This window comes from Paenibacillus sp. LjRoot153 (genome assembly GCF_964253085.1).
Classification (GTDB): Bacteria; Bacillota; Bacilli; order Paenibacillales; family NBRC-103111; genus Paenibacillus_E.
This window is the reverse complement of record NZ_CAXUQH020000001.1, coordinates 5,851,669-5,876,713: the sequence shown is the minus strand read 5'-3', so window position 1 is coordinate 5,876,713 and position 25,045 is coordinate 5,851,669. Positions and strand designations below refer to the sequence as shown.

Below are 25,045 nucleotides of genomic sequence, written 5' to 3'. Positions count from 1 at the left end.
TAACATGTTTTTAATAATATGGTTAAACTGCTGTATTGTCAATATCTTCCGCACGGGCGAAACCTGACCTCATCGCTGCCAGCTAAGGGAGTTGTTACTTTCAATTACTCAGAAGAACTTAAAAACCCTTTAGATGTAACCGATGCGGAAATTAATAAAGAATTTGAGCAATGGGTATGGCAACAAGTCCGTGATTACGTAACTTGGTACGACAAAGAATATTGAACATTCGTGAATATTGAGGGACTTGGGAGAGAATCACTTTGAGTTGTCATGATTTTCTACTGTAATAAGTACTGAGGCTCGGTTTTCCTCCTCCATCTGCTGAATAATCTCGAGCAAATAAATGGCAGCATTGTAGTTTGCCCGATCAATGCATTCGCGGATGAGTTCAATAACGTCTTGCTTGGAGGCTAAATAGTATAGCTGCAAATGACCACTTCCCTGAACGAGTACTTGCATAATAATTTATGCAAAGCATTCATTACAAGTGAACACTGAGGAGCTTAACTGAAAATTATTACCTCTTATCTTCAATGAGTTGCTTGATTTCCTTTAATTCTCGCATAAATTTTCTGTAGGTCAGATAGCCGATCAGTGATTTGCAAGCAAAGAATATAATTGCTGCAACAATAATTAGTATGTAATTATGGCTGATGATTCTAATCCAATTGTTGAGTTTTTCCAAGTGATCTATTTTATCCATCTCGGGCTCCTTGTTGTATAAAGCTTTCTGTAGCTAGGAAATGGCTGTACAAGGCGTTGAGGGGCTTAGAGGATGGAATGAGAGGTGGATGAGTAATGGCTCAAGATTGGGATAATGAGGACAGATTATACAGAGAACAGAGAATGAAAGAGCTATCCTTGGCGGCTGGCGGAATTGTAAGTTCCGATAACCTCACAAGGATTGGTGAAGGTCAAGGTTCACGGGAAAGTATCGTACCTCTTGATTCTGATTTTGCTAAGACGATAAGGCCGCTTGCTGACGCAATAGCAAACATTAGGATCAACACATACAACAAAAAAACCATAAAAGGCCGCATCTTCGACTATTTCAACAAGCAGACGGAGAAAGGTGTGAAGAAGTATGGTCACACTCTCGATGATTGTCCAGATGATAAGTTTGATTGGCGGTTAATGATTATCGAGGAATTGATTGATTGTGTTCAGTATCAGCAGAAGGAGATTGTGCGGTTGGAGAGTGAAAAGAACAATCTTATCACTGACAAAGCTCTTCTCGAAAGGTTGTTGAATCCTTAAAAGAGGGTTACTCAATTCTAGGTCGAATTAACCAATTTCGACTAAATAAGAGATGAGGCAAGAGTTGTGAAACATTATAAGAATTTAATTATTCCTATGGTAGTAGTAGTTTTGTTGTGGTTGTTTGCTTGGTACTCACTAAAAGATGTGACAGAAAGAGGGACATTCGGTGATATGTTCGGGGCAGTCAATGCATTGTTCTCAGGTTTAGCTTTTGCCGGGCTCATCTTCACAGTAAATCTTCAACGAAAAGATTCTGAACGACAGAGGCAAAGTTCAGAACTACAACGTAGAGATTCAGAATTATTGATTAAGCCTCTATTGGCAATAGAACCTACACCTGAAATAGGAAAGTTTAAAATCCGAGTAACTAATATCGGTAACGGGACAGCATTAAATATTGATTTTGAACCGTTGCACTTAGATCCTAATTTACCTATTGTATACAAGGCAGATAGAATTATTTTTTTAAAAGCTGGGGAATTTAAAGAATTAGAAATCGCAACCTATGTTGGAGAAGAAGAACGAGCTGATTTTAGTTGGACAGCCCATCTTCAAAAGAAGTACGCCAACAAAATCATGACATCAACAATTAAGTATCAAGATATTGAGTTTAAAGAGATTAAACAATCTTTTGATCTTGGTCTTGGTGACTTGAAAGTTTCAATGGCGGAATATAAAGAAAAAGAAAAAACCACCAGCGGGGGCTAGTGGTTAGTTTTTTTGGAAACTTTTGAAATTAAATAATTACAGAACGCTGAACAGGATACTAACATGAATTTAGCGTCATCGAAATTTAGTTGATTATCGTCATCAACTAATCCGTGTCTGATTCCTTTCTCATCGCTCGTGTAGCCATAAAGCTTGTTGAATGAGTCTTTTAGTGCTGGATGTAATTTCACATCATTCTCTTCCAGTTTTTTAAGTCCTTCTCCAAGAGTTGCACTTGGATTATTCGTGATTACTTTGCATGTAGACTCAACTGCGCTGATTGATTCCTTGATAGAATTTCTAAAATCGGGATTAATTCTGTTAGAAAGTAAATTCAATGCTTGTTTAATATGCGAAGATGTGCCGGCAAACGGGCCTTCTATGCTACGTTCTATTTCTTCAATTTCATGAGATGAGGTTAAAGGTGTAATGAGATCTCCGACGAATCTATAGCCAGACTTCTCTCTTATAAACACGTCGTTACAAATACTAATGAAAGCCTCTTGTGTAACTGTAAAAGTATGATAGCTAGGTTTTGAAAGGTGAGCAGCACAAAACTCGAGAAGATCGTATATTACGAACCATTCAGTCAACTTTTCATCAAAGTAAGCATTCCTTACAATTTGAACAGCTTGGTAGAGATCTCTAGGGATAGAATCAACAGGAATCTTATAGAAATCTCGCCATAGGCTTCTAATAAATAGATCTAGAGTTTGATTATTGTATTCATAAGCTTGGGGGAGAATTCTAGGCCAAAAGCAAGAGACTAGTACATTCCAGATTGAGTTTCTTAAAGGACCATCAATCTGATTTAGCTGCAGTTGTGTTCTGATGTTTGAAAAACCGTTTCTCTGGGAAAATGTCACGTTAATCTTCACCCTCGCAATATATGATTTATTAGCTGTTATTTATTCTAGCACAAAAAATAAAAATGTGATGAAGTGGAATGAATGTTCGTAAGAACAAGTATTCGTGAGATCGAGTATCTCCAACATGCCAAAAACGGCTGAATTTGACCTTAAATCGAATTTTGCGAGGTAGAACATTATGAGTATAATGACCTTGTCCTTCTCTTCTCTTAAGTTACTAAGTACAAGGATCTTAAACACAGAGCGAAGCAATTGTGTGCTCTTGACCTATAGACTTACCAGTCATTAAAAAGATTGAAAAACATAACGGCCATGAAATGGTCGAGTGGAGGTGTGGAACGACGGTGAGTTCCACGGTCTCTTATCTCATACGTCACCGCTTGGCGGCGCTGCTTTAATGCTCTAAATAAACTACATACGATAACGAAGCCTGTTCTTTCGAGAATAGGCTTTTTCTATTTCGGGGAAAGGTTGGTGAGATATCTTGCAAGAGCTAACGATACTATTCATCTGCGCAATCATATTTTGTTGCTTCTTTTGGATGGACTATCTTAAGTCTAATGGCGGTCTGTAATGGCTAGAGACTTCTCAAAGAAGCAAGTCAATCCATTCTATAAAAGCTCAGCATGGTTGAAATGTAGAGTATTTGCTTTGACCCGAGACAACCACCTATGCCAACCGTGCTTGCGAAAGAAGAGACTCACACCTGCAACGATTGTGCATCATATCAACCCCTTCGAAGAATTCCTAGAGCTCGCGCTTGAACCTGACAACCTTGAGAGTGTATGTGCTTCGTGCCATAACAAGGAACATCCTGAGAAGGGTGGGGGAGGCAAGAAGAAGGAACAGTCGAAGCGTAAGGCGGTCGTTGTGAAGTCTGAAGCGAATGCAGAGAGGTGGTGATTCGTTTGAGTAACCAAATATGTGTGAAGTACACCAATCTATGAGCTAAGTGGTTGTATTTGGACTTTTACTAGTAAATTAGTGAGCCAAAAGTCCTAAATAATTGCTGACGGAAATAATTGGAATTGATATAATTAACTGGTGTTACAAATTCAGGAAATCAATATACTTTCATTCTTCCTAAATTTGTGCATTGTTAAATTTCAATTATTAAGTAATTAGGGGGAACTTTCGTTGAAAAAATTCAAGAAAATTTTGCTCTCAATTGGCTTCAGTTTTTTAGCGTTATCGTATTCATTAGAGGCTACAGCAAGCGATATTCAACCTGCGAGGAAAGTACCTTTCCATAATGTAAATAAACTTGAAGATCAATTTATTAACCTGCATTTTCCAAATACAAAGGATATCTTTTTAAAAGCATCATTCCGCGATGTAGGTTTTAGTACAAGAGATAATAGATTAATAGTACTGAATAATCAAGGAGAAGAAATATTAGGATTCCTCAATAACCCTGATCTCATTTACTGGTCACCGAGCGACGATTCTTATGTTACACAAAAGAACAATGTGCTAAATAAGATAGATCTAAATGGTAATATCTTGTGGACGTACAGACCTGAAGAAGAAAAAACAAGAATTTATCTTCTTAATGTTGCAAAAGAAGGTACAATTTACTTTTCACAATCTGATTCTACTGGTGTGTTTAACACTAACTCAAAACTAATCTCACTTGGTACAAATGGGATAGAAAAATGGAATATAGCTGGTAAATTTGAGTTTAGAAGTATCAATGAACAAGGAGACTTATTTTTAATAAAAAATCTCGAAGACAATTTTGGTCATGAAAAAAAATTCATTTCAGTCTCTCCTAATGGTGAAGAGTTGTGGCAAATTGACTTTTCATATAGATTATCCCAAGATAAAAGAAGCGATAGTAGAGCCACGAATGTAACGTTATCACCTAATTTCCCCCAAGATAAAACCGTATACCGTGTTGAGGATCTTACGCAGAACAGCGGAGCTACATTCCTAACTAGAGTATTAGCAATTGACACCGAAACTGGAAATATAAAGTGGGATTTTATTGATGATCAATGGGGGTATTATAGCGGTATCCAATTTGATTTATACGGAAACTTGTATTTTATGAATTTCAATAGGATTAATAAGTTAACATCCGATGGAACTCTAGTTTGGAAGAAAGATTCAGATAATGGATATGGGTATCCCATAGTATTAGCTAACTCTTCAATTCTATTTAATGAGCCTATTCAAAATATGCGCAGAAAAGACAACTCTCTTTATTATCACCAGAGACTCCATCTATTAGATCAGTCGGGGAATGAGAAATGGAGTTTTGATGTTTCCAATTTCATTCCATCCAAAGACAGAAAACAAATTTTTGTATCGGTGGAATCCGAAGATAGCTACGAAATAAAATCACTCACCACAGAAAACGGTGAAGTGAACTGGAGTTTGAAGAGTTCAGGAGTAATGAGTTATTCACTTTCGCCTGAAGATAAAATATATATAATTGAATCTGATGGTAAAATATTCACTATTGATTCAAGTATTCATTTAAATCTAAACGGAAAAGAAATTTTATTAGATCAACCACCATTGATCAAGAATGATTCTACAATTGTCCCTTTGCGGGAAATTTTCGAAGAATTAGGAGCAAAGGTTGTTTGGAATGATTTGACGAAAACCATTACAGCAACAAAAGCTGATACAACAATTACATTAAAAATTAACTCCACTGATGCGACAGTTAATGGAAAACAAATAATTTTAAATCAAGCTCCTGTTATAATCCAAGATAAAACAATGGTTCCAGTTAGATTCATAAGCGAATCATTTGGAGCTAAAGTTTCTTGGGATGGAAATACAAATACTGTATTAATTAATACACAGTAACTTGATAAGCAATATTTGACTTCAAAGTATAAAATAGGGCAAATTTGACTGTAATTAATAAGTCGGTATGCCCTATTTTTTTCATTTTTCCTAAAACCTTATGAGGCGTTGAGAGGTCCGGGTGATCGAATAGTCGTCACAGTCAGGACATTCCCCCCTACCCTCGATTCTGAGGTTTGGAGAGCCAAAGGACCGGCTGGGCCCTTCGTTTTCGGCGCAGACCAAAAATTCATATGAGAGGGGGGGGGGTCAATGTTTAAACACAAAGCAATAATAACGACGGTTGCAGCGAGAGAGTTATTCAAGATTCTTGTCAGAGAGCTTGAAATAGACAACAATCTGAGTGAACGAACGATCATGCTGGTTGATAATATGGTGCTACTCGAGCAATTGAAACGGGCTCATATTGAGGATATCCGGAAGCGTGGCTCGGTAGAATTGTTCAAAAACGGCACTCAAGAGATGTACAGATCCAATAAATCTGTTGATGCTGTACTGAAGATCGTTGAGCAGCAGCGAAAATTACAAGCTGAACTGAAGCTTACACCGGCATCAGATCGGAAGGTCGCAGGCCTTGTTAAGTTGGAAGGTGGCGACAGTGATGGCGATAAAGACAAGCGAGACGACTTCGAAAAATTCTAGACTCCAAACCACAGATTACGCCAGAGCAGTCGTTGCTCACTTAATAGTCACATCGAAAAAGGTTTATCAAGCTTGCGAACGCCATCTAAACGACTTGAAGCGGCAGGATACTAAGGGCTTCCCTTACGTGTTTGATGAGGAAAAAGGCTACCGTCCAGTAACGTACATCGAGCAATTCTGTAAACCTTCACAGGGTGACTTCGATAGACTTGAGCTGCAATCATGGCAACACTTCGTCATTGGATCCTTGTATGGATGGGTAGTTTTCGATACAGCGATGGAAGCATACTTGTTGCTTGATGAGATATAGTAAAATCTGTATAAGTTGATAGCTGAACGATTCAATACAGATATCCCATAATCAATCCGAATATTGTTTTTGAGAGATTGGAGTGGTACAGCAATTCCTTGTAGTAGTGAGAACAGTGCACCACGTCTTGCGTATCATACAAACATTGACGATGATCAACCCACGCTTCGTCAACCTCTTCCAACAGAATGGCGTAACCCTCATGAGCCGAATTGAACTTAGGAAACCGACGGACAAGTTTGAATACTGAAATACATCGGTCTATATTAAGTTATTTTTTGAAACTTATCCCTTTTGCTTATATAGTGAGCAATCAAATAAATTGCAAATTGAATCGGAACAGAAAAGGTATACTTCCACTTTAGAGGGTTGTAAATCATCATCCATTTTATTAACGGTTCTCCAACATATGAAGTAAGTAGAGCAAACAGTATTGCTTTAAAAAAAGGATTCGCTTTTGGTTTAACTTGGATAAGGAACATTATTGTTAAAGGCATTAGCGTTATATCCCATGGAAAATATGTTGGAAGAATTGGAATAACATTAAACCTATAATGCCAGAAACCAAATTGATCGCCAAGTATATCGAGTACAAGTGAAATGACCATTACAAAAAAACCGACATACAAAATGCGATCGGTGCTATGTTTCTTTCTTACAAAGAACCAAATTATCCAAGGAACTACAGATAAAATGACGCCAAACCACCATAAACCTGAAAAAAGGACATATGCTTGCCAATTATGTACTTTTACTTGAATTAAAGATTGAATTTGTTCGGTGTTTTCATCTATGAGTTTGACAATGTCTTTTTTATCCATAAAGTAACCCCCAATGGAGGTATTATTTGCAATTGATTCGGTTTTATACGAACCGTTTGAAATATTGAGGAACATAAAAAAAACACCCCCGACAGGATAGAGGTGTTTAGAAAAGATAGTGCAGAACAAAGGAGCTAATATCAATATATTCTAAATATTTCCATTTAGTTCTAGACTAAGGTGCTGATTTTACCTCTATTAACACAGAATTTTTGTTTTCATGCTCCATATTCTGAAGAAGTTCGATTAACTTCATTGCAGCACTCCATTGTCTTTGCTCAACACAAGCTTGAACGATTTCAATAAGCTCCTGCTGAGTTGTCATTTGATACTGTTTCGTCATGATTGGGCGCCTTCGCCTCCTTTTACTCAATTTATATCCATTGGTCCAAGGCTATATGTTAAGGTGTGGCAAAAAATTCATTAGAAATTCATGAGAAATTCATGAGAAATAACCAACGTCTTGAATACGGAGGATCTTAGGAGTGTGGTACTGGTGAGTGATTTACAAGTTGGTCAGGTGATTCAACTTCGGCAATATGCAGATAGCCCCGTGGTGCAGCGCGAAATTATATCCATCGAAGGTGAGCAAGTATATTATCGGAAAAGCGAGCGCGATGCACAAGGTCATCAACGGATCGGGCAATGTAGCCGCAAGCTTCTGCTGAGTGCAATTGAGAAGTATGGTCTGAGTGCACCTGCCGGAATGATCAATAAAGGAGGATACGATGAAACCAACCTTAAATGAACCCGCTACAATCCTCAAAGGCGCCTTAGCTGGCAAGAGTGGAACAGTGACCGAGTACTACAGCATTGAGAAAGAAGCAGTAATCGAGATCGACGCATATACAACGATTATCACGCCAGTCGGGAACATTAAGCAGGAAAGTTAATACTGGCTGGTAGGAGCTGGGGCAATGGAAAACCACGAAACAGAAGATTTTCTCATCAAGAAGCTACGCAAATATATCGAGGGTTATGTTTATGATCCTGACTTGTCCAGTGAAGAGTCGTTGAAAGAGATTATAGAGATTGTACGGACTTATCCAATATGTGGGAAGGATGATGTAAATGAAAGTATTCAACGAGGAACTAATCATTGATGATGAGGTAAAAGGTAAGCTGGTAATCGAGTCTGACTCATTGGGATATCAAGTGAAACTGTACAATGGAACACGGATCGACGATAAGACGAAGAAAGAAATTGAGCTATCAACAACAATAGGCAACTTCATGACGGGTAAAGGTTGCTGTAAATTCCTCATGAACTTGAAGATCAAGCAGAGCACTGCAGAAACACTTCTGGAGCTCATGAAGGATGTTGAGCGCATCGAGCAATGGATTGAGTCGAAGGTTGATGTATTGAGGGCTTAGTCTGCCCACAAGGTAACGAAAAATAGCATCGACGCAAGTAAATGTAACGGAGAATAGCTCCCCAGCAAAGGAGTGACCCTTGAATTGGCACAGTTGAGTTTGGGTGATGACTTTCTGAAGGACATCGATAGAGAGTTGACACAAAAGGCAGTTGAGCGGTATTTGGCAGAATACCGGATGTATAAGCACATTGTTTTTGAAGAGCGCGAGGCAACAATGACAGCAGCCTATGGCGATGGTGTTAGCGAGAGCCAGCGCTCGAACGTGACAACTGATCAAACCGCCAATATCGCGATCTACAATGTCGATGAACCGGTTAGAAGGAAGAAGCACTGTGAAAGGTTAGAAGCAGCAGTTAGAAAGTTGCCGAGGCTTGAACGGTTTTTGATGGAGAAACGTTATCTGACCGATGAAACTGATTATCATACGGACTATCAAGTTTACTGCCATGAGTTCAGTCCGCCGATCGGTGAGACGTTCTACAGAAAGATTCGGAATAAGGCGTTTTATAAGATTGCGCTGGCGCTGGATATTGAGGTTTATAAGGCTAGCGTAGTGGTGGAGAAGAAGACGAGTAAAGAGAAGTAATCATACAAGCTGGTGATTGCATTAGATATAAGTAAGCAAACGTTCGAGAGAGGAGTAATGAGAATGAGTGAACCCAAGAAAAGTCTTGAAGAGTATCCAGAAGTATTAAGCGCGGATCATATTAAAGAGTTTTTAGGGATTGGCCGAGATCAATCTTATAACCTTCTCAAGTCGGGAAAGTTTCATGTCGTCCAGGTCGGTAGAAGAGTTTTCGTGGATAAAGAGATATTTAAGAAGTGGCTGCAAGGTGCATAGATAAGATAGAGGAGGGGATAACCCTTCTCTTTTTTTTGTTCCAAGAATGGCACCAAATTATGCTTTAGTGGACTAACGGGCACCAATATGGCACCAATTTGATTTCAGGCACCAAATTCATGATAGTAAAAATAAGAAAAACCCCTGATTCCTCAAGGGTTTTTCGGTATGGAGCCTAGGGGGATCGAACCCCTGACCTCATCGCTGCCAGCGATGCGCTCTCCCAGCTGAGCTAAGGCCCCGTGATGTCGCTTACAAGAAGCGTCGACTTTTTGTATTATACATGAATATATCGCAGCAGGCAATACCTGTCATTCAGGATTTTTCTAGCAAATGTGTATCTTAGATGCTGTATGTCGATTCTGTTGCAAAGGGAGGCCGAACGTTGTTTTCATGCGTATTTTCATGCTAACCTAGTAGTATAAACTAGTTGATCGTTTGGGAGTGACGTAGAAGTGTCAAACGCAGTGTTGTATTGGATTTACTTGGGTATCGCTTTCGTTGTGCCGTTTGTGATTGGTGTTCTTTTGATGCGAAAAACGAACCGTTTAGGATTCTCGTTTTGGATTACGACGGCGTTAAATATTGTGTTGACGGGCCTTGCAGCTTTGTGGTGGAAGTCCGTAACGACAGATCAGTTTCAGATGATGTTTGGGATGGCGTTCTATGGCGTATCCGCAGTGAATTTAATGGTTATTGAATTCTTTGCTTTATTCAGTATTCGTAAAAAAATGAATCCGTAAGAGAGAGAAAGGGGCCGTTATGCCGAAGTTAACAGGATCGAAGACGGTATTCTACGTGTTCCTAGTGGCAGCCATTCTATGGATGGCTTTCATCTATATGAAGTCTTCCGAGCCATACCAGCAGCAGAGCTTAAAGCCATACTTGGAATCGAAATTTTCCACTGATAAATTGAAAGAGCATATCCCCAAAGTGAAATTTACTTATGATCATCAGGTGATATCATGGCAAGACCCCATTAATTTGATTGAATTTTTCATAAGAAAAGCAGGGCACGTTAGCGAATACGCTGTGCTTGCCCTGCTTTGGTCAATAGCTTTACTTGCGAAACCTGTCAGAATGAACATAGCTTTGTTCAGCTCCTTCCTAATCTCATTGCTCTACGCAATGTCGGATGAATGGCATCAATCGTTCGTGAAGGACCGAACGGGGCACGGCATCGATGTAGTCGTCGACGGAGTTGGTATTCTGTGTGCGCTCATTCTGATTGTGTTAGTAGTTACGATACGGAATCGAATTAAATCCAGAAGAATAAGCTAGTTAGAAGGACATAGACTTTTCTTTTTCTAACGGATTGCCATTTCCAATGCTCGCGGGACTGGCTTTCCAAATCGTGCTGTTGCCACTCCATTAATTTCTCTGATACATAGAGGTCTGTTGGTTGCATATGAGGGTCACTTTCCTTTCTTTTCCTGATACGCTTAGTTTACGCTAGAATAAGGGGAACAAAAAGAGTATAATTCACTTCAATGATTTCCCCTTTTACCACAATAGAAAGTTTAAGTTTTCGGTACCCGAAAACGTCTTTCAATTTGGCGATAAAACTTACCTCTCCTGGGGTCCCCACAATGTAATCGGAATTAGCTTCGAAGGTTAGCTTCACTTTGTGGGGTAGAATAGCGGTCGCTCAACTTTGAAATGCTTCGATAGAAGTTTTCTCATAGAAAGGACGTTGAAGATGCAGCTACTCACTCATTTTCTGGAGCTACGCGCGGGTTTTGAACATGGTGTTGAGCATAAACCACAGCCCATTACGCTAGAAGAATTAGCGGAAAGATTATATTGCTCGACACGGAATGTGAAGATTTTATTGAAAAAAATGAGTGACCACAACTGGATTTCCTGGAAACCCGGACGGGGCAGAGGGAACATTTCAGAGCTTACATTTTTGGTCTCTTCGGAAGACATGATCTCGAAACAAGCGGTGGCGCTTGCGAATCGAGGCGATTATTTAGGCACGATTGAGCTGATTCATCAACTAGGCAAGGGAGAAGCACTTCAGGATTCCTTTATCGAGTGGTTGTTCAGCTTTTTTGGCTACCGGGCGGTTGAGCATGAGGAGCGGTTTAAGGATACATTGCGTGTGCCTGTTTACAAATGGTTGGTGACGCTGGATCCTGCTCACACTTTTTTTGCTTTTGATTTCCATCTAGTGAGTCAAATTTTCGATACCCTCATACGCTATAATCCGCAGACGCAGGTGATCGAGCCGCATCTGGCTCACTACTGGGAAATCAGCGAGGATGGCTTACATTATACTTTTTATTTGCGGAAAGGTGTGCTTTTTCATCATGGCAGAGAGATGACAGCGCATGATGTAAGTTACTCTTTGTTCCGATTAAAGAAGCTTGGTCAGTCTGCTACGCAAGGATGGATGACCGAAAGCATTGAGGCGATTACCGTGCTTAATCGAAGCGCTATTGCCATCGAATTAAGCCAGCCGAATGTGCTGTTCCTTCAACAGCTGGCACATACCTCGATGGCTATTGTTCCCGAGGAAATTTGCCGGGATAATGAATCGATTTTTGGGCGAATGCCCATTGGGACGGGGCCGTTCAGGCTGGAGAGAAACGATGATTTCATTTGCAAGCTGCGTGCGTTTGATAGTTATTTTGGTGTTAGGCCGCATATGGATCTTATCGAATTCTGGCTGCTGCCATCGGATCTGCAAGAATCAACACCAAGCTGGGATAAGGTCCAAGTGTATCGCGGGCAATCGAATTCGAGTAAGCCAGTAGGCGCGATTGATAAAGATTCGGAATGGCATCAAATTGAACAAACCATTATGGGGTGCAGTTTATTAACCTTTAATCGCAAGAAGAGAGGGCCGCAGTACCATCGTAACTTTCGTGAGGCGGTTGATTTAGTCATAGATCGTGAGCGTATGATTGGAGAGCTTGGCGGTTTTCGAGAAGCACCAGCAAGCAGTTTTATCCCGACGATGGAGCCTTTAGTGAGGTCTAAGACGGATATTGCGGAAGCAAAGCGTTTGCTAAATGAAATGGGCTACAACGGCGAGACGTTACATATGTATGTCTATCGGAATAACAATGAGGATGCCATGTGGATTTGCCGGCAGTGCGCTCTGATTGGGATTCCCATCGAGATCACGATTCGGAGTGAGTCCGACATGACGCAGATGGATACGATTGACGAAGCTGATCTTATTTTTTATCACATTTGCATGGAAAGCAATTATGACCTTCATATTATTCAAACATTGAAACAAAGCAACAGCTATGTACGTGCACATTTGAATAAAGAGCGGTTGGCGTGGGTGGATTCGAAAATGGAGGGGATTCTGAGTAATCCTAACCTGGATGAGCGTATTTGTGAATTACATCAGCTGATTGCCGAGCTTCAGGAGGAAAAGTCGTTTCTTTTCGTACTTCATCGCTCTCAACAAACGACGTATCATGACTCGATTAAAGGGGTAACGATCAACGATTTAGGCTGGATTGATTTCCGGCAAATTTGGTTTACGCCAAGTGTTTGAGTATGAAAAAAACGACCTTACGGTCGTCTAGGAGCAGGTGCCTCAAAGTGGTGTTCCATCGCTACCCAGCGCCCATTCGCAACGAAAAAGCCGATGAATGCGAATACGATTAATCGAATAGGAATCCAAGCGGAATTAATGGATTGGAAGCTTATATATTCAAGCAAGGTTGTGAGGAGCGCTGCTCCGATTCCCCAAGGCACGATCCCGAACATAATTAAATATCTAGAACGACCTAGTTTCTTTCTCTTAAGCCATGTAGCTTTATGCGAATCTTTCATGTCAAAGCTCCCTTTTTTCTTTCTAGTATAGCACTGCTGGTGAAAAATCTCGAATGGTAGAAGCTCCTTGCCTTAACAACCTTTTTTTCTTAGGGGAGGGGTGAACAAAATCAGCATAATATGGTAGTATAAGGAAGTTGAAAAGGGGGAATACACCATGCTTATCAAAATACTACTATTTGGATTACTCTGGAGGATCGTTGGTAATCCGTTTCTAGCGCTGCTCATTTTACTCATTATTCTATACGTATTGGATAGAAGATACGTTGGCATCCTGCCGAATATTTGGAGGCCGTTTCAGCTAAGACGGAAAGCATCTCGTCTGCGAATTGATCTTCATGCGAACCCGCACAATACCTCGGCGAAGCTGGACCTAGCGCGAATTCTAATTGAACGCAAAAAATATCAAGAAGCACTGCCTTACCTGGAGCAAACGCTGCCGATCATGCAGGAATCTGCCGATGTTCATTACGAAATTGGACTTTGTCTGCTGAAACTAGGTCGAATAGCCGAGGGTGAAACCTTTATGCTGAAAGCGATTGAACTCAATCCTCGTGTAAAATATGGCGAAGCCTACCTGCGCCTCGGCGAGGCTTTGGCTCCCCTTGCACCGGAGCGGGCGGCGCAGTTTATTGAACATTTCCGCGACCTGCACTCCTCGTCGGTCGAGGCTTACTACCGACTCGGCCAGCTGTATCAGCAGCTCGGCCGCCAGGAAGACGCCAAGCGCGCGTACCGCGAAGCGCTGGACATTTACCGCGGCTTGCCACGCTACAGCCGCAGACAGCAGCGGCGCTGGGCCTGGCTAGCGCGCATGAAATAGAAAGGTTCCGCTCATCTGCGAGCGGAACCTTTTTGGACTGCGCGAGCGTAGCCGCGCGCGAGCAGCAAAGCGCCTAGCAGCCCGATAAGTACGGCTGCTGCGGTGTGCACATCATAGAGCCAGATGCTCCCAGGCACTGGCTCTGGCGTAACGCGATCCCACAGGGTGAGAATCGCGGGATGCACGAGATAGATGCCGAAGGAGGCTGCGCCTAAGGCAGATAAGAAGGCGCTGAAGCGTGAGCCGCGCGCGAGCTGTTTGCGCGCCCACGGCACACAGACGAGTGGGATGGTCAGGCAGTAAGCGAGCAGCGCCAGCTCGAACCAAGTATTTTCGATCATAGCGAGACCATATTGCTGAAGCAGGAGCATGCCTACATAAGCGCCACCAGTTACATAGACGGCGCTCCATATCCACCTTTTGTAACGAATCGCCCAAGTCACTACCGCTGGATAATAGATGCCCATGAAGGCACCGAAGCAGAACGTAGCCGTATAGCTTAAGCACAACGTGGCATATTCAGGAAACGGGATTACCCAATGATGAAAGGTATAGGAAGCCGCTTGAATGCCGATACCTAGAGGAATCAGGCCGCGACGCAGCCACGCATAACGTTTTATCGCAGCAATCATCAAGGGGAATAGCGCATAGAACTGAACAATTATGACGATGTAATAGAGATGATAGCTCGCATTGCCCGAAAGGAGCAATTTAATTAAATGAAACGCATCGACCTGTATCGTGCCATGAAACATGATTTGATTATACAAATAATAGAAGATGGACCAAATGACATAAGGGATTAATATCTTTTGCAGTCTTTTTATCCAAAAAACACGTGCCATCTTGGGCTCCCAACGGTCATAATACGAATAAAACAAGACAAGACCGCTAATCCAGATGAACAAAGGAACGGTAAACAAACTAGCTTTGTTCAGGATGAAAAAAAAAGCCTGCGAGCCTGTTCGAACAGGAAGTTGAGTGGCGCCAGAGGTACCATGAATGAGTACGACGGCAAAGATGGCAAGCGCGCGTACGATGTCGATTTCTGACAGTTTGGGCTTAGATAGCATCCGGTAAATTCTCCTTTTTTCTCTCGTTTCACTGTAACATGATCCCTATAGGAGGACAATGCTTTTAGGAATGAAAGCCCGCGTGGCTTGACGCTCTCACCTACCCGAGATAAACTGTTGATAGCATGTAAAGAGATCAATCAAGAGGGTGAATGAACGTGAGTTATGAATATTTGATGCAGGCGGTTTTGCTCATATTTTTGGTTATTATCACTTTTTTTGCAATGTTGGTATGGACGAAATGGCGAAAAAGAGGACGGAGATAGACCATGTATTTTATTAATCATGAACAAATTGATGGGCGCATTCAGTTTCTGTCAGTACTAGCTGAGGCGAGTCAGCAATTAGAGGCGCAGTGGGCACAAGGTAAGAAGGATCTGACTTGGCAGTTTTCGCAAGAAAGAGTACTTCATTTGGCGATAGAAACCGTGACGGATATTGGGAGCTTGCTCATTGATGCTTTTATATTAAGAGATGCAAGCAGCTATGAGGATATTGTAGAAATCGTACATGGAGAAGGCGCTTATTCAGAGTCTTTGACAGAGACGTTGCTACAATTAGTGAAGTTGCGTAAACCGCTTGTACAAGATTTTGTGGAATGGCATCGACAAGACTTGCATCCATTAATACCTAAACTCCCAGCGGCTTTTGAGGAATTCGCGGCATCTGTTCGCGCATTTATTAAGAGTGAATTGGCATAACATACATAAGTGTTTCATAATTTACTTATTGCCTGTGATGCTGTAAAATGAGACCTAAATGAGGTCCGAAGGCAGGTGAGAGCATGAATCAAACACTAGAAACATCGACGCGTAAAGTGATTCTTTCCATGCTCAAAACGCAAGGACCGTTAAGTGTTCAAGATATGGCCAAACAACTCGGGATCACAGAGATGGCCGTAAGACGACATATTCATTCGATGGAGAAGGATGATTTGCTCGAAGCTAAGCTCGTAAGGCAAGCAATGGGACGTCCTACAAGCGTGTATACCTTAGCGCCTCAGGCGGATGAATTATTTCCCAAGAAATATTCACAGTTAACGTTGGATTTATTAGACGAGTTGTTAGAAGACGAAGGTCAAGATAAAATCGAACGGCTCTTTGAAGGCAGACAGGGGAAGCTCGAAGCTCGCTATCAGTCAAGGATGCAAGCCAAAAGCTTAGAAGATCGCGTGGCTGAATTAGCGCACATTCAGAATGAGAATGGCTATATGGTTGATTGGTACGCGCAAGGTGACGATGCTTATATCTTCAATGAGCACAACTGTCCCATTGCTAAGGTGGCCAATACGTTTCAGCAGGCATGTCAGTGTGAATTATCGTTGTTCCGTAATTTGCTAGATGCCCAAGTAGAACGTACTGAGTGTCTCGCCAAAGGTGCTAACAAATGTGTGTATATCATACGTCAAAATAAATAGCTTTGAAGGAGATAAGCAGACAGTGTCTGCTTATCTTTTTTTTATCACATAGGAAAGTATAAGTTTTCGGCAAAATAGCCCCGATGGGAGAGCGCCAGTGGGAAATGGAGAGGAGTTAGTCGATGAAACCGACTAACTCGAGCGCGTCAGAGGCAATTGTAGAGAAGTTAGTCGATGAAACCGACTAACTCGAGCGCGCCAGAGGCAAATGGAGAGGAGTTAGTCGATGAAACCGACTAACTCGAGCACGCCAGTGGGAAATGGAGAGGAGTTAGTCGATGAAACCGACTAACTCGAAAGCGGCAGAGGCAATTGTAAGAGAAGTTAGTCGATGAAACCGACTAACTCCACGTTTCCTAAGTAAAGCCGGATCCATTAATTAATATTTTTCGAAAAAAGACCTGATTCTGTGGACAAATGTGTCCCAAGATCAGGTTTTTTAATTATCTACTTAACACGTGCGCCTAGAGACAATTGGAGCTGTGTAAGTCGAAAAAATCGACTTACAGGTGCCCGCCAACCCTTCAGCATACTTTCAGCTAGCATTCATACAGCTATCAGCCTAATTTAAGTAACACTTCAGGTTGGCGGTCTATACTTGATCTATCAGCAAGATAACAAAATGATAGCAATCGAGAGGCGGTAATCGTATGAATGAAGATATGAACAATAACGTGAACTTGAATGACATAAAAGTTGTAAACAAACCAAGCAGCTCTAGAGTCAAGCCAATTTTTGCAGCTTTTATGGCGGGGGCAGTTGTCGTTGGTGGGTTGATGTTTACTTCAGACAAATTGAACCTTTTTGGCTATGATACTCAAACGGTGCAGTCCAACGCAACCGCGGCTGCAGCAGTGAACACAGCAGCAGCCGGTGTCCAAACTGCGTCGCTGAACAATTTAGGGACCAATAGCATTTCACAAATTACGAAGGCGTCGAGTCCGGCCATTGTCAAAATTGAAACGAAAGTCAAGCAAACAAGTACACCTAGCACTCGAAGAAATTCGCAGCAGCAAGGATCGCAAAGTGGAGATACGATTGAGAACGGAATCGGATCTGGCTTTATTTTTGAAGATAGCGGCTATATATTAACGAACGAGCATGTGATTGAAGGCGCAGACGAAATCGATGTTTACGTACAAGGCTATGATACCCCATTTACAGCGACGCTGCTTGGGAGCAGCTATGATTTAGATTTGGCTGTACTCAAAATTCAAGGGGACAAAGCTTTTCCAGCGCTAAAAATCGGGGATTCGGATGCTGCAGAAGTAGGCGAGTGGGTTGTTGCGATTGGTAATCCGTATGACTTTGATTACTCTGTTACAACAGGTGTTTTAAGCGCCAAGGAACGCGAAATCAGCATTGATGATGAGCAAGGGACACGTAATTACAAGCATTTGTTACAAACGGATACGGCCATAAACCCTGGAAACTCCGGTGGTCCGTTATTGAATTTGAATGGTGAAGTCATTGGGATTAATACGGCTGTCAACGCCGAAGCACAGGGAATGGGCTTTGCCATCCCGGCAAGCACCATTAGCTTGGTTGTAGATAAATTAAAAAACAACGAAACCATCCCGAAAGATCCAGCACCCTACATTGGTGTAGCATTGCAAAATATTACCGATGACATGCTGCAGGATTTGAAAATAAGCAGCACTAATGGTGTGGTAGTTGCTGAAGTGCAGCAAGGTTCTCCAGCTTTCAAAGCAGGAATTCGCCAGTATGATGTCATTACGGAAGTGAACAGTAAAGGAATTGCGAATACAGAGGAACTGACGAAAGCGGTCCAAGCCGCGGCAGTTGGGGATGCTTTGAAGGTGAAGATTTCGCGCGATGGTCAAACGAAGGACATTTCCGTAGAAGTTGGAGATAAAAACGCAGTCGCGGCTTATCAAGGTTAAACAGTCCACGAAGATGCCTAAATAAAAACGGAGCAGCGATCATTCGCGGGCTCCGTTTTCTCATAATCATGCGCGCGACGCCGCGAGCAATTGAACAGCCTTATCCGTGATCCAGCCGAAATTGCCGGCTTCAATTTCTTTCAAATTAATGAGCGAGCCGCCAATACCTAAGCCATAACAGCCGATGTTCAGAAATTGCTTGATGTTTCCTTCGGTTACGCCACCGACAGCCATCATTGGGATTGTATCCAATGGCCCCATCAATTCTTTGATGTAAGGCAAACCTAAACTTGCACTTGGGAATATTTTAACGGCCGTAGCACCGGCTTTCCATGCTTTCACAACTTCGGTCGGCGTCATAGCCCCTGGGAAGATTGGGATCCCTTCCTGCTTGGACCAACGGATGACATCCTCATCCAAATTCGGTGTAACCAGGAATGCAGCTCCAGCAGCAACAGCTCGCTTGGCGTCCTCCAAATCCAGCACAGTACCGGCTCCGATGAACATTTGCTCTCCCCATTGTTTCTGAAGGTTGGTAATCATGGTGAGAGCACCAGGTGTGTTTAGGGTTACTTCCATAACGGTGATCCCACCTTGGTGGAGTGCTTCAGCAACAGAGAGTATGTGTGTCTCTTGTACGCCACGGACGATTGCCATGATACGTGTACGCTCAATTTCTTGTAAGCCTTGTTCTCGGTTCATTTCTCGATTCCCCCAACTCAAATACGATGCATTTGGTATTCATTATGACAGGTTCCAGAAATTTTTCCAATCCGTTTGTGTCAAAACAAGCCCTACTTACCTATACTGTAGTAATTCATAGGCATTCGTCTAGAAGCCTCATCAACCCTCACAGCTTTCAGCTCACAGGAGGTGACCTACATGACATGGAGTGAGATCAGTATCGTCAGCTTGGCAGTTGCTTGTTTAGTGCTCATTGTGTTTATCGTTCGAATGCTCATTACAGCTACGCGAGCGCTTCGCTTGTTAGGGGACACGGTTATTGAAGTTAAGCAGCAGGTTGTCCATACGACAGAGCATGCGGAGAATCTAATGAAGCAATTAGGGCAGCTTACGGAAGAGGTACATTTGCAAGTCCTTGCCTTAGAGCCAAGTATGCAATCGGTTGAAAAGGCAGGGAAGGCAGTTGGGGAAGTCGCTTCCCTACTAAGCAAAGCCTCACGCATGATGAACGATTCCTTACTAGGTGCGGAAAAGGTCGTACATACGCACCAGAAGCGTATTTACGACATCATGGAATGGGCAACCACAGGGTATGAGCTATGGCAGAGATGGCAGGCGCAGCGGAGTGCGAAATCAGATCATTAAGGAGTGGATATCACATGTCCAATGGAAAAAAAGGAAAAGATCTTCTCATCGGTGCAGTCGTAGGCGGTTTAGTTGGGGCGGCAGCAGCGCTGCTGTTCGCACCGAAATCAGGTCGTGAACTACGGAGTGATATTGCAGAGGGAGCTACCGTAGTTAGTGACAAAACCGTGCAACTAGCCAGTACGGTTAGTCAAAAAACACAAGCAGCTGCCAAAACAGTGAGTACAACAACTACGGATCTCGTAGGTAAAGCCAAGGACACAGCAGCAAGCGTAGTCGAGACAGTTCGCTCTTGGAAGGATTCGCAATCTGAGGATGACATCCAAGACGAGATCGCAGCATCGGAAGCCGCAGAAGATTTGGTCATCGTAGGCCGCTAGATTTCTAAACAAAGAAGCAGAGCGCTCCTTCTAGGATTGCTCTGCTTCTTTGTTGTTACCATTTGGAAGGATCAATTTTACTAATATCCAGCCCTTCCCATACATTCTTAATATCAGCGGTCTCTGGATGATCAAAAAGCAGCCATGCAGTAGGGAGATATCGCTCTCCGTATTCACTAGAAGGTTTATTAATAATAGCATTATTGTGAACCAACACGGTTGAAGCGCCCCCATCCAGGTTCGCCGCGGTAATCGCGCCATGCGCTAAGAAAATTTCCTGAACATCATAGAGCGTTGCACCGATACTGTGCGTTTGTCTGCCATCAATGATGGCAAATAGAATCGCTCCGTCCTTCGTTTGAGCCATACACGTTCGTGGTGCGATGCCCCAGCCATCTGCTTGACTTTTGACTTGGCCAACACCATTTACGATGAACCGAGGGCTGAAGGAAACAGCTTCTTGGACGCCCATTTCGAGCAGTTCAGATACTTTGTATTTTCCTGAAATCATTCGGCCTTGCTTATCAATCCCAACGATCTGTACAGTACCGTTCATACCTTTGTCGTTGTAGAAGATTTTGCCTCCTGAGATCACAACGCCTTCTGGTTGAAAGCCATTGCCTTCCCAGTTCGGGTCAATAAATCCACCGCCATTCACACCGAGGATCGCCCCGGTACGTTTGACCATGGAGGACACTTTCTCACCTTTACCTGCTTTCTCTGGCACTGCTATGCGAAGCTTGGTAGGGTCTGAAATGGTTACTAGCTTACCTTTGAAATTGGGACCCGAGATGTTCTCGATCGTTACTAAATCTTTCTTTATTGGGGTTACTACTTCAGAAGGCGTATAGGACGGCAGAGGTGCGATTTCAACAAGTCCTAAATCCTTCTCCGTACCCATTTCGTCAAAACTTTTCGTATATGCGGCTACACGTTTCTGCAACTCGGATGTGCCAATTAAATATTTGGCCCAATCCCGATGCTGTGTGGTGATGATGGTATCTGCCATCATGAAACGTAGGCTCGAGCCCGAAGCTGTCAGGAAAAACCAACTTAAACCTAAGATTGCAAGAATTGTAATCGTAAGGATTGTATACGACAAAAAGCGTATTCCTGCAGATCGTTTGTGCTTTACGCGGGTATGCAGGGTAGTCTGTTGGGCGGTTGTTTGTTGAACAGCCATAGTTAGGCATCTATCCTCTCTAACGCTAATCAGGTCCTCGCTGTCAACTAGTAAGACGAAAAGAAAGGAGAATAAGTTTCAGAATTTCCTGAAAATTTTCTCCTTTTTTTGTAAAATGCTTAATTTTGTCGTTGAAGTGAGGAAAGTAGAGAGCCTTTTGTCGTGTTTGTATCCCAATGAAATTCAAGATCGTTCCCGGCATGATAGGCGACACTGCGTAAGATAAGATCATGGTATTTCTTTTGGCGCAAAGCAGCAATCGTCACGCTCAGACTCACACCAAGCGGATCGAAATAAAGCTTACCTGCTTGGGCATCATATTTCTTAACGTGAGACAGATTGACGAATAGATCCGTATCCATTTTCTTAAAGCCTTGATCTTCTAGCTGATCTAGGAAATGACTGAAATCTAATAGTGATTGCATTGGAATCGTGCGATTACCGATCCGCGTATGATAAGTCATTTCGGTGGAACCAAGTTCTATAAAAAGGATGTCCGCCAGGGGAAGAGTCAAAGGTGTCGATTGACTGTCTTGGTTACCTTTTTCAAGATATCCAGCTTTCTCCATAAGATCTGTATACGAAAACTTATAGGCATCCGACAGTTTCTTTAACGTGACAGGGGATGGCTTAATCTTTTCATTCGTCGAACGGTTACGCTCTAATTCTAAATCTCGAATATAGGCATGGGACAGGCCACTCTTGTTTGCAGCTTCACGTAAGGACATCTTTCCTCGTAAGCTCTCCAAAAATTTACCGAATCCTTCAAATTGCTTCATCATAGGAATCCCTCCATATGTTAATTGTAATTGAATTGGCGCAAAATTGAAACGTTTCTAGCACTTATTGGTACTAATTACCTGAGCGGAATGTGAACATCTTATAGTATTCGTAAGCAATATGCGAATTTAGTAGGTCGCGAGAATCAAAACCGTGACTTCTTTCTTCTATTTTTTTATAATAGGGTAGAAGAGAGGGGACGATTTCATCATGTCAAACAAATGGCTGAGAGACAACGGCATGCATCTTTCCTGGCTAGTTGCCTTAGTTGCGACGCTAGGAAGCTTATATTTTTCGGAAATCATGCATTTAGCACCGTGTAAACTGTGCTGGTATCAGCGTATACTTATGTACCCATTGGTTATTATTCTAGGTATCGCAGCAGTCCGCAGAGATTACAAGTTAACTATTTATGTGCTGCCTTTAACCATATGGGGAGCCTGCATCTCGATCTATCACGTATTATTGCAAAATGGTGTTTTCAAAGAAACAGGTACAGGCTGCGGTCCTATTGCTTGTGATACCGATTACTTAAACTGGCTTGGATTTATCACCATTCCGATGCTGGCAGGAACAGCGTTTATCCTCATTACCGTTTTACAATATTTGACTTATCGAGCTACGAAATAACCCCAGAAATCTAAAGTTAGGCAGGTAATTTGTCAGTCACTGTCGAATAGGCATGGAAGAAGAATCCATTCCCTACCCGAGGTGTAACTCATGACTAAACTTACCCATAAAGCTGCACTGCTGATCGTACTGAGTGTTACGTTGGTCGGTTGTGCAGACATAAGCCTATCTGCCCCTGGCGGCAAGGAAGCGGCTTCCAAAGCTTCACCTGTAATCTCCCCTAAATTTTCGCCAACACCTTCTCCTGCGCAAATGGTTAAGCCATCGCCAACAACGACACCTATGACAACACCGCAGACAACGACATTACCGAGCGCGACGCCAAGCCCATCATCAGCGACACCGTCGCCAAGCGCAACACCTAAAGCCACAACTGATCCTGCTAAAACGAAGCCTTTACCAGCAGATCGAACGCCGTATTCCTGGTACTATATGAAGAAGAAAACAGGTCAAGTTCCTGATTTCCCGCATGAAACCAAATCCTTTACCAGTGATCAGAAAGCGGTCTGGGTAGGGACGGGGAAAAAGGTTTATTTAACCATTGATGCAGGAGGACCTCTCATTGAGGTTGATCTCATGCTGAAATCACTCAAAGAGAACAATGTTAAAGCGAACTTTTTTATCACTGGAAACAACATCAAGAAGAACCCGGAATATTTGAAAAGAATTGTGGCAGACGGTCATTTTGTAGCAAACCATACGATGACACATACGGATTTTAATGACTTGACCGATGATCAGATACGCAAGGAAATTAAGGATTTTGAAGTCGTGTATAAGCAAATTACCGGTAAAGAGGTCGGAAACTACTTCCGTTTCCCTTACGGGCACTATAATTCTCATAATTTAAGCTTGGTATCGGAAATGGGCTATACCTCTGTATTCTGGTCTACGGCTATGCGTGACTGGGAACCTAGAGCGAATGGCGCTGAGGATCCGTACAACGATATTATGAATAATCTACATGAGGGTAACGTGATTTTGATGCATCAGGGTTCTGTTGAGAACATGCAGGCGCTGGATCGTATTTGTAAAGAAATCAAGAAGAAAGGGTATGAATTCGGACTTGTGACAGAGCTTCAGCCTAAAAAGTAAAGAAGATTTGGTCGAAAACTGTGTAGTACTCTTGGTACCTTTAAGCTTGGCCTCACATATCCTAACCATGTGGTTTATATGAATTTATCAACCGGCAAAGGAAGCGGATATGTGTGCAGCAAGCGATAGCCGTACTGGACTCCGGAGTCGGAGGATTAACTGTTGTAAAAGAAGTCATGAGACAGCTGCCGCATGAAAAAGTCATTTATTTTGGAGATACGGCTAGGAGCCCATACGGCCCTCGTCCTGCTAATGAAGTTCGTCACTTTACACGTCAAATCGTAGACTACTTACTTCAGTTTAATCCCAAAATGATTGTGATCGCCTGTAATACGGCGACTGCGGTCGCGATAGAAGACATACGTGCGCGTGTCTCGATTCCTGTGGTAGGTGTGATTTCACCAGGAGCAAGAGCAGCAATCAAAATGACTCGAAGCGGTATGATCGGTGTCATCGGCACGGATGGAACGATTCGCAGTCAAGCATATGAAACGGCGTTGAAGCAGATTTCGCCTGATATCCATGTCTATAGTGAGGCGTGTCCGTTATTAGCTCCATTTGTTGAAAGTGGACTTTTTAGTAGTGATCGTGCGCATACAATCGTGGAGCAATCCCTGAGTCCCTTAAAAGATAAGCCGATCGATTGTTTAATTTTGGGATGTACCCATTACCCATTTTTGATGGAATCCATTTCTCAAGTTATGGGTCCTAAAGTGACATTAATTTCTTCGGCGGAGGAGACAGCCAGAGATATAAGTACGATCCTTTCTCAGAGAGGCATACAAACGAAATCCCAAGAAATTCCGATTCACCAGTTTTTCTGCAGTGGTACGCCAACTGTTTTCCGGCAGATTGCGGAGAACTGGCTCAAGGAATATATTGCGTTCATGCCTGTCGTGTGGCAGGTGCCGACTATTATTTAAGCAATGCAAATAGACCCTTATGGGTCTATTTTTATTTCATCTCGCGCAACTGAGATACCG

The 25,045-nt window shown here is 42.5% G+C and carries 35 protein-coding genes, 1 tRNA gene and 1 pseudogene; 25 read left to right on the top strand and 12 right to left on the bottom strand.

Annotated features, from left to right (window positions below; translation table 11 throughout):
• Positions 1–18: 18 nt before the first annotated feature.
• The gene (locus ACSQ8P_RS25430) at positions 19–225 is read left to right on the top strand and encodes a hypothetical protein (RefSeq protein WP_436237736.1); all 207 of its coding nucleotides are present in this window, start codon (positions 19–21) and stop codon (positions 223–225) included.
• Positions 226–258: 33 nt separating this feature from the next.
• On the opposite strand, the gene ACSQ8P_RS25425 is transcribed toward ACSQ8P_RS25430, so the two are convergent.
• Together ACSQ8P_RS25425 and ACSQ8P_RS25420 are read right to left on the bottom strand one after the other, a co-directional pair.
• Positions 259–462, bottom strand: a complete 204-nt coding sequence (locus ACSQ8P_RS25425) for a hypothetical protein (protein ID WP_436237735.1) — start codon at positions 460–462, stop codon at positions 259–261.
• Positions 463–520: 58 nt separating this feature from the next.
• Entirely contained in the window at positions 521–706 is a 186-nt protein-coding gene (locus tag ACSQ8P_RS25420) for a hypothetical protein (RefSeq protein WP_436237734.1), read from the bottom strand.
• 95 nt (positions 707–801) lie between these two features.
• Between ACSQ8P_RS25420 and ACSQ8P_RS25415 the strand changes: the two genes are divergently transcribed.
• Both ACSQ8P_RS25415 and ACSQ8P_RS25410 read left to right on the top strand, forming a co-directional pair.
• Positions 802–1,260: a hypothetical protein gene (locus ACSQ8P_RS25415; RefSeq protein ID WP_436237733.1), complete on the top strand. Its 459-nt coding sequence runs from the start codon at positions 802–804 to the stop codon at positions 1,258–1,260.
• A gap of 66 nt (positions 1,261–1,326) precedes the next feature.
• Entirely contained in the window at positions 1,327–1,971 is a 645-nt protein-coding gene (locus ACSQ8P_RS25410) for a hypothetical protein (protein ID WP_436237732.1), read from the top strand.
• Here the strand turns inward: ACSQ8P_RS25410 and ACSQ8P_RS25405 are convergent.
• Positions 1,968–2,837 (bottom strand): AbiJ-NTD4 domain-containing protein, encoded by an 870-nt coding sequence (locus ACSQ8P_RS25405; RefSeq protein WP_436237731.1) that lies wholly within the window; start codon positions 2,835–2,837, stop codon positions 1,968–1,970. The genes ACSQ8P_RS25410 and ACSQ8P_RS25405 overlap by 4 nt on opposite strands.
• A gap of 576 nt (positions 2,838–3,413) precedes the next feature.
• Here ACSQ8P_RS25405 and ACSQ8P_RS25400 point away from each other — a divergent pair.
• The 4 genes and pseudogenes from ACSQ8P_RS25400 to ACSQ8P_RS25385 all read left to right on the top strand — a co-directional run.
• Positions 3,414–3,743 (top strand): HNH endonuclease signature motif containing protein, encoded by a 330-nt coding sequence (locus ACSQ8P_RS25400; RefSeq protein WP_436237730.1) that lies wholly within the window; start codon positions 3,414–3,416, stop codon positions 3,741–3,743.
• A gap of 234 nt (positions 3,744–3,977) precedes the next feature.
• Entirely contained in the window at positions 3,978–5,660 is a 1,683-nt protein-coding gene (locus ACSQ8P_RS25395; protein ID WP_436237729.1) for a stalk domain-containing protein, read from the top strand.
• A 252-nt stretch (positions 5,661–5,912) separates the two neighbouring features.
• Entirely contained in the window at positions 5,913–6,302 is a 390-nt protein-coding gene (locus ACSQ8P_RS25390) for a P27 family phage terminase small subunit (protein ID WP_436237728.1), read from the top strand.
• Positions 6,262–6,591: pseudogene (locus ACSQ8P_RS25385) on the top strand (terminase large subunit); the annotation flags it as partial. The gene ACSQ8P_RS25390 and the pseudogene ACSQ8P_RS25385, both read left to right, overlap by 41 nt.
• 287 nt (positions 6,592–6,878) lie before the next feature.
• Here the strand turns inward: ACSQ8P_RS25385 and ACSQ8P_RS25380 are convergent.
• Complete coding sequence (locus tag ACSQ8P_RS25380; protein WP_436237727.1) at positions 6,879–7,433, bottom strand: CBO0543 family protein; 555 nt, start codon at positions 7,431–7,433, stop codon at positions 6,879–6,881.
• A gap of 175 nt (positions 7,434–7,608) precedes the next feature.
• Complete coding sequence (locus ACSQ8P_RS25375) at positions 7,609–7,776, bottom strand: hypothetical protein (protein ID WP_436237726.1); 168 nt, start codon at positions 7,774–7,776, stop codon at positions 7,609–7,611.
• Positions 7,777–7,929: 153 nt separating this feature from the next.
• Between ACSQ8P_RS25375 and ACSQ8P_RS25370 the strand changes: the two genes are divergently transcribed.
• From ACSQ8P_RS25370 to ACSQ8P_RS25345, 6 genes are all read left to right on the top strand, one after another.
• A complete protein-coding gene (locus ACSQ8P_RS25370) occupies positions 7,930–8,181 on the top strand; it encodes a hypothetical protein (RefSeq protein WP_436237725.1) in 252 nt (83 codons plus the stop codon).
• Entirely contained in the window at positions 8,162–8,326 is a 165-nt protein-coding gene (locus ACSQ8P_RS25365; RefSeq protein WP_436237724.1) for a hypothetical protein, read from the top strand. Before ACSQ8P_RS25370 ends, ACSQ8P_RS25365 begins: the two co-directional genes overlap by 20 nt.
• 24 nt (positions 8,327–8,350) lie before the next feature.
• Positions 8,351–8,536 carry a hypothetical protein gene (locus ACSQ8P_RS25360; RefSeq protein ID WP_436237723.1) on the top strand — a complete coding sequence of 62 codons (186 nt, stop codon included), beginning with the start codon at positions 8,351–8,353 and terminating at the stop codon, positions 8,534–8,536.
• The gene (locus ACSQ8P_RS25355; RefSeq protein ID WP_436237722.1) at positions 8,505–8,807 is read left to right on the top strand and encodes a hypothetical protein; all 303 of its coding nucleotides are present in this window, start codon (positions 8,505–8,507) and stop codon (positions 8,805–8,807) included. Before ACSQ8P_RS25360 ends, ACSQ8P_RS25355 begins: the two co-directional genes overlap by 32 nt.
• Positions 8,808–8,891: 84 nt before the next feature.
• Positions 8,892–9,395 (top strand): ArpU family phage packaging/lysis transcriptional regulator, encoded by a 504-nt coding sequence (locus ACSQ8P_RS25350; RefSeq protein WP_436237721.1) that lies wholly within the window; start codon positions 8,892–8,894, stop codon positions 9,393–9,395.
• A 63-nt stretch (positions 9,396–9,458) separates the two neighbouring features.
• Positions 9,459–9,650 carry a helix-turn-helix domain-containing protein gene (locus ACSQ8P_RS25345; protein ID WP_436237720.1) on the top strand — a complete coding sequence of 64 codons (192 nt, stop codon included), beginning with the start codon at positions 9,459–9,461 and terminating at the stop codon, positions 9,648–9,650.
• A 169-nt stretch (positions 9,651–9,819) separates the two neighbouring features.
• Here ACSQ8P_RS25345 and ACSQ8P_RS25340 read toward each other — a convergent pair.
• Positions 9,820–9,892: transfer RNA gene (locus tag ACSQ8P_RS25340), tRNA-Ala, on the bottom strand.
• 213 nt (positions 9,893–10,105) lie between these two features.
• Between ACSQ8P_RS25340 and ACSQ8P_RS25335 the strand changes: the two genes are divergently transcribed.
• Positions 10,106–10,393 carry a hypothetical protein gene (locus ACSQ8P_RS25335; protein WP_171633970.1) on the top strand — a complete coding sequence of 96 codons (288 nt, stop codon included), beginning with the start codon at positions 10,106–10,108 and terminating at the stop codon, positions 10,391–10,393.
• Between the two features lie 19 nt (positions 10,394–10,412).
• Positions 10,413–10,931 (top strand): VanZ family protein, encoded by a 519-nt coding sequence (locus ACSQ8P_RS25330; protein WP_436237719.1) that lies wholly within the window; start codon positions 10,413–10,415, stop codon positions 10,929–10,931.
• On the opposite strand, the gene ACSQ8P_RS25325 is transcribed toward ACSQ8P_RS25330, so the two are convergent.
• Positions 10,909–11,058 carry a hypothetical protein gene (locus ACSQ8P_RS25325; protein WP_436237718.1) on the bottom strand — a complete coding sequence of 50 codons (150 nt, stop codon included), beginning with the start codon at positions 11,056–11,058 and terminating at the stop codon, positions 10,909–10,911. The genes ACSQ8P_RS25330 and ACSQ8P_RS25325 overlap by 23 nt on opposite strands.
• 291 nt (positions 11,059–11,349) lie before the next feature.
• Between ACSQ8P_RS25325 and ACSQ8P_RS25320 the strand changes: the two genes are divergently transcribed.
• A complete protein-coding gene (locus tag ACSQ8P_RS25320) occupies positions 11,350–13,167 on the top strand; it encodes an ABC transporter substrate-binding protein (RefSeq protein WP_436237717.1) in 1,818 nt (605 codons plus the stop codon).
• A gap of 17 nt (positions 13,168–13,184) precedes the next feature.
• Here ACSQ8P_RS25320 and ACSQ8P_RS25315 read toward each other — a convergent pair whose 3' ends face one another.
• On the bottom strand, positions 13,185–13,448 hold the full coding sequence (locus tag ACSQ8P_RS25315; protein WP_436237716.1) for a hypothetical protein: 264 nt from the start codon (positions 13,446–13,448) through the stop codon (positions 13,185–13,187).
• 157 nt (positions 13,449–13,605) lie between these two features.
• Here ACSQ8P_RS25315 and ACSQ8P_RS25310 point away from each other — a divergent pair, with 157 nt between their 5' ends.
• Positions 13,606–14,271: a tetratricopeptide repeat protein gene (locus ACSQ8P_RS25310; protein ID WP_436237715.1), complete on the top strand. Its 666-nt coding sequence runs from the start codon at positions 13,606–13,608 to the stop codon at positions 14,269–14,271.
• Between the two features lie 11 nt (positions 14,272–14,282).
• Here the strand turns inward: ACSQ8P_RS25310 and ACSQ8P_RS25305 are convergent, their stop codons facing one another.
• Positions 14,283–15,344 (bottom strand): acyltransferase, encoded by a 1,062-nt coding sequence (locus ACSQ8P_RS25305; protein WP_436237714.1) that lies wholly within the window; start codon positions 15,342–15,344, stop codon positions 14,283–14,285.
• A gap of 269 nt (positions 15,345–15,613) precedes the next feature.
• On the opposite strand from ACSQ8P_RS25305, the gene ACSQ8P_RS25300 reads away from it, so the two are divergent.
• The 3 genes from ACSQ8P_RS25300 to ACSQ8P_RS25290 all read left to right on the top strand — a co-directional run bounded on the left by ACSQ8P_RS25300 (position 15,614) and on the right by ACSQ8P_RS25290 (position 18,665).
• On the top strand, positions 15,614–16,045 hold the full coding sequence (locus ACSQ8P_RS25300; protein WP_436237713.1) for a DUF86 domain-containing protein: 432 nt from the start codon (positions 15,614–15,616) through the stop codon (positions 16,043–16,045).
• A gap of 83 nt (positions 16,046–16,128) precedes the next feature.
• Complete coding sequence (locus ACSQ8P_RS25295; protein WP_436237712.1) at positions 16,129–16,761, top strand: helix-turn-helix transcriptional regulator; 633 nt, start codon at positions 16,129–16,131, stop codon at positions 16,759–16,761.
• A gap of 650 nt (positions 16,762–17,411) precedes the next feature.
• Positions 17,412–18,665 (top strand): S1C family serine protease, encoded by a 1,254-nt coding sequence (locus tag ACSQ8P_RS25290; RefSeq protein WP_436237711.1) that lies wholly within the window; start codon positions 17,412–17,414, stop codon positions 18,663–18,665.
• Positions 18,666–18,731: 66 nt separating this feature from the next.
• Here ACSQ8P_RS25290 and ACSQ8P_RS25285 read toward each other — a convergent pair whose 3' ends face one another.
• Positions 18,732–19,367: a bifunctional 4-hydroxy-2-oxoglutarate aldolase/2-dehydro-3-deoxy-phosphogluconate aldolase gene (locus tag ACSQ8P_RS25285; protein WP_436237710.1), complete on the bottom strand. Its 636-nt coding sequence runs from the start codon at positions 19,365–19,367 to the stop codon at positions 18,732–18,734.
• Between the two features lie 180 nt (positions 19,368–19,547).
• On the opposite strand from ACSQ8P_RS25285, the gene ACSQ8P_RS25280 reads away from it, so the two are divergent.
• Both ACSQ8P_RS25280 and ACSQ8P_RS25275 read left to right on the top strand, forming a co-directional pair.
• Entirely contained in the window at positions 19,548–19,994 is a 447-nt protein-coding gene (locus ACSQ8P_RS25280; RefSeq protein WP_436237709.1) for a DUF948 domain-containing protein, read from the top strand.
• A gap of 14 nt (positions 19,995–20,008) precedes the next feature.
• On the top strand, positions 20,009–20,374 hold the full coding sequence (locus ACSQ8P_RS25275; protein ID WP_436237708.1) for a YtxH domain-containing protein: 366 nt from the start codon (positions 20,009–20,011) through the stop codon (positions 20,372–20,374).
• Positions 20,375–20,429: 55 nt separating this feature from the next.
• Here the strand turns inward: ACSQ8P_RS25275 and ACSQ8P_RS25270 are convergent, their stop codons facing one another.
• Together ACSQ8P_RS25270 and ACSQ8P_RS25265 are read right to left on the bottom strand one after the other, a co-directional pair.
• The gene (locus ACSQ8P_RS25270) at positions 20,430–21,557 is read right to left on the bottom strand and encodes a phosphodiester glycosidase family protein (protein ID WP_436237707.1); all 1,128 of its coding nucleotides are present in this window, start codon (positions 21,555–21,557) and stop codon (positions 20,430–20,432) included.
• Positions 21,558–21,676: 119 nt separating this feature from the next.
• The gene (locus ACSQ8P_RS25265) at positions 21,677–22,339 is read right to left on the bottom strand and encodes a helix-turn-helix domain-containing protein (RefSeq protein WP_436237706.1); all 663 of its coding nucleotides are present in this window, start codon (positions 22,337–22,339) and stop codon (positions 21,677–21,679) included.
• A 208-nt stretch (positions 22,340–22,547) separates the two neighbouring features.
• On the opposite strand from ACSQ8P_RS25265, the gene ACSQ8P_RS25260 reads away from it, so the two are divergent.
• The 3 genes from ACSQ8P_RS25260 to racE all read left to right on the top strand — a co-directional run bounded on the left by ACSQ8P_RS25260 (position 22,548) and on the right by racE (position 24,985).
• The gene (locus ACSQ8P_RS25260; RefSeq protein WP_436237705.1) at positions 22,548–22,967 is read left to right on the top strand and encodes a disulfide oxidoreductase; all 420 of its coding nucleotides are present in this window, start codon (positions 22,548–22,550) and stop codon (positions 22,965–22,967) included.
• Between the two features lie 90 nt (positions 22,968–23,057).
• A complete protein-coding gene (locus ACSQ8P_RS25255) occupies positions 23,058–24,062 on the top strand; it encodes a polysaccharide deacetylase family protein (RefSeq protein WP_436237704.1) in 1,005 nt (334 codons plus the stop codon).
• A 113-nt stretch (positions 24,063–24,175) separates the two neighbouring features.
• The gene (gene racE, locus ACSQ8P_RS25250; protein WP_436237703.1) at positions 24,176–24,985 is read left to right on the top strand and encodes a glutamate racemase; all 810 of its coding nucleotides are present in this window, start codon (positions 24,176–24,178) and stop codon (positions 24,983–24,985) included.
• The last annotated feature ends 60 nt before the right edge of the window (positions 24,986–25,045 follow it).

Bases quoted from the DNA above. Each gene is read 5' to 3' on its own strand.
- ACSQ8P_RS25280 (WP_436237709.1), top strand. From the start codon at position 19,548: ATGACATGGAGTGAGATCAGTATCGTCAGCTTGGCAGTTGCTTGTTTA.
- ACSQ8P_RS25265 (WP_436237706.1), bottom strand. From the start codon at position 22,339: ATGATGAAGCAATTTGAAGGATTCGGTAAATTTTTGGAGAGCTTACGA.
- ACSQ8P_RS25380 (WP_436237727.1), bottom strand. From the start codon at position 7,433: ATGGATAAAAAAGACATTGTCAAACTCATAGATGAAAACACCGAACAA.
- ACSQ8P_RS25275 (WP_436237708.1), top strand. From the start codon at position 20,009: ATGTCCAATGGAAAAAAAGGAAAAGATCTTCTCATCGGTGCAGTCGTA.
- ACSQ8P_RS25270 (WP_436237707.1), bottom strand. From the start codon at position 21,557: ATGGCTGTTCAACAAACAACCGCCCAACAGACTACCCTGCATACCCGC.
- ACSQ8P_RS25425 (WP_436237735.1), bottom strand. From the start codon at position 462: ATGCAAGTACTCGTTCAGGGAAGTGGTCATTTGCAGCTATACTATTTA.
- ACSQ8P_RS25360 (WP_436237723.1), top strand. From the start codon at position 8,351: ATGGAAAACCACGAAACAGAAGATTTTCTCATCAAGAAGCTACGCAAA.
- ACSQ8P_RS25255 (WP_436237704.1), top strand. From the start codon at position 23,058: ATGACTAAACTTACCCATAAAGCTGCACTGCTGATCGTACTGAGTGTT.
- ACSQ8P_RS25290 (WP_436237711.1), top strand. From the start codon at position 17,412: ATGAATGAAGATATGAACAATAACGTGAACTTGAATGACATAAAAGTT.
- ACSQ8P_RS25310 (WP_436237715.1), top strand. From the start codon at position 13,606: ATGCTTATCAAAATACTACTATTTGGATTACTCTGGAGGATCGTTGGT.
- ACSQ8P_RS25345 (WP_436237720.1), top strand. From the start codon at position 9,459: ATGAGTGAACCCAAGAAAAGTCTTGAAGAGTATCCAGAAGTATTAAGC.
- ACSQ8P_RS25390 (WP_436237728.1), top strand. From the start codon at position 5,913: ATGTTTAAACACAAAGCAATAATAACGACGGTTGCAGCGAGAGAGTTA.
- ACSQ8P_RS25295 (WP_436237712.1), top strand. From the start codon at position 16,129: ATGAATCAAACACTAGAAACATCGACGCGTAAAGTGATTCTTTCCATG.
- ACSQ8P_RS25285 (WP_436237710.1), bottom strand. From the start codon at position 19,367: ATGAACCGAGAACAAGGCTTACAAGAAATTGAGCGTACACGTATCATG.
- ACSQ8P_RS25430 (WP_436237736.1), top strand. From the start codon at position 19: ATGGTTAAACTGCTGTATTGTCAATATCTTCCGCACGGGCGAAACCTG.
- ACSQ8P_RS25375 (WP_436237726.1), bottom strand. From the start codon at position 7,776: ATGACGAAACAGTATCAAATGACAACTCAGCAGGAGCTTATTGAAATC.
- ACSQ8P_RS25400 (WP_436237730.1), top strand. From the start codon at position 3,414: ATGGCTAGAGACTTCTCAAAGAAGCAAGTCAATCCATTCTATAAAAGC.
- ACSQ8P_RS25355 (WP_436237722.1), top strand. From the start codon at position 8,505: ATGAAAGTATTCAACGAGGAACTAATCATTGATGATGAGGTAAAAGGT.
- ACSQ8P_RS25365 (WP_436237724.1), top strand. From the start codon at position 8,162: ATGAAACCAACCTTAAATGAACCCGCTACAATCCTCAAAGGCGCCTTA.
- ACSQ8P_RS25320 (WP_436237717.1), top strand. From the start codon at position 11,350: ATGCAGCTACTCACTCATTTTCTGGAGCTACGCGCGGGTTTTGAACAT.
- ACSQ8P_RS25260 (WP_436237705.1), top strand. From the start codon at position 22,548: ATGTCAAACAAATGGCTGAGAGACAACGGCATGCATCTTTCCTGGCTA.
- ACSQ8P_RS25420 (WP_436237734.1), bottom strand. From the start codon at position 706: ATGGATAAAATAGATCACTTGGAAAAACTCAACAATTGGATTAGAATC.
- ACSQ8P_RS25305 (WP_436237714.1), bottom strand. From the start codon at position 15,344: ATGCTATCTAAGCCCAAACTGTCAGAAATCGACATCGTACGCGCGCTT.
- ACSQ8P_RS25325 (WP_436237718.1), bottom strand. From the start codon at position 11,058: ATGCAACCAACAGACCTCTATGTATCAGAGAAATTAATGGAGTGGCAA.
- ACSQ8P_RS25315 (WP_436237716.1), bottom strand. From the start codon at position 13,448: ATGAAAGATTCGCATAAAGCTACATGGCTTAAGAGAAAGAAACTAGGT.
- ACSQ8P_RS25330 (WP_436237719.1), top strand. From the start codon at position 10,413: ATGCCGAAGTTAACAGGATCGAAGACGGTATTCTACGTGTTCCTAGTG.
- ACSQ8P_RS25415 (WP_436237733.1), top strand. From the start codon at position 802: ATGGCTCAAGATTGGGATAATGAGGACAGATTATACAGAGAACAGAGA.
- ACSQ8P_RS25300 (WP_436237713.1), top strand. From the start codon at position 15,614: ATGTATTTTATTAATCATGAACAAATTGATGGGCGCATTCAGTTTCTG.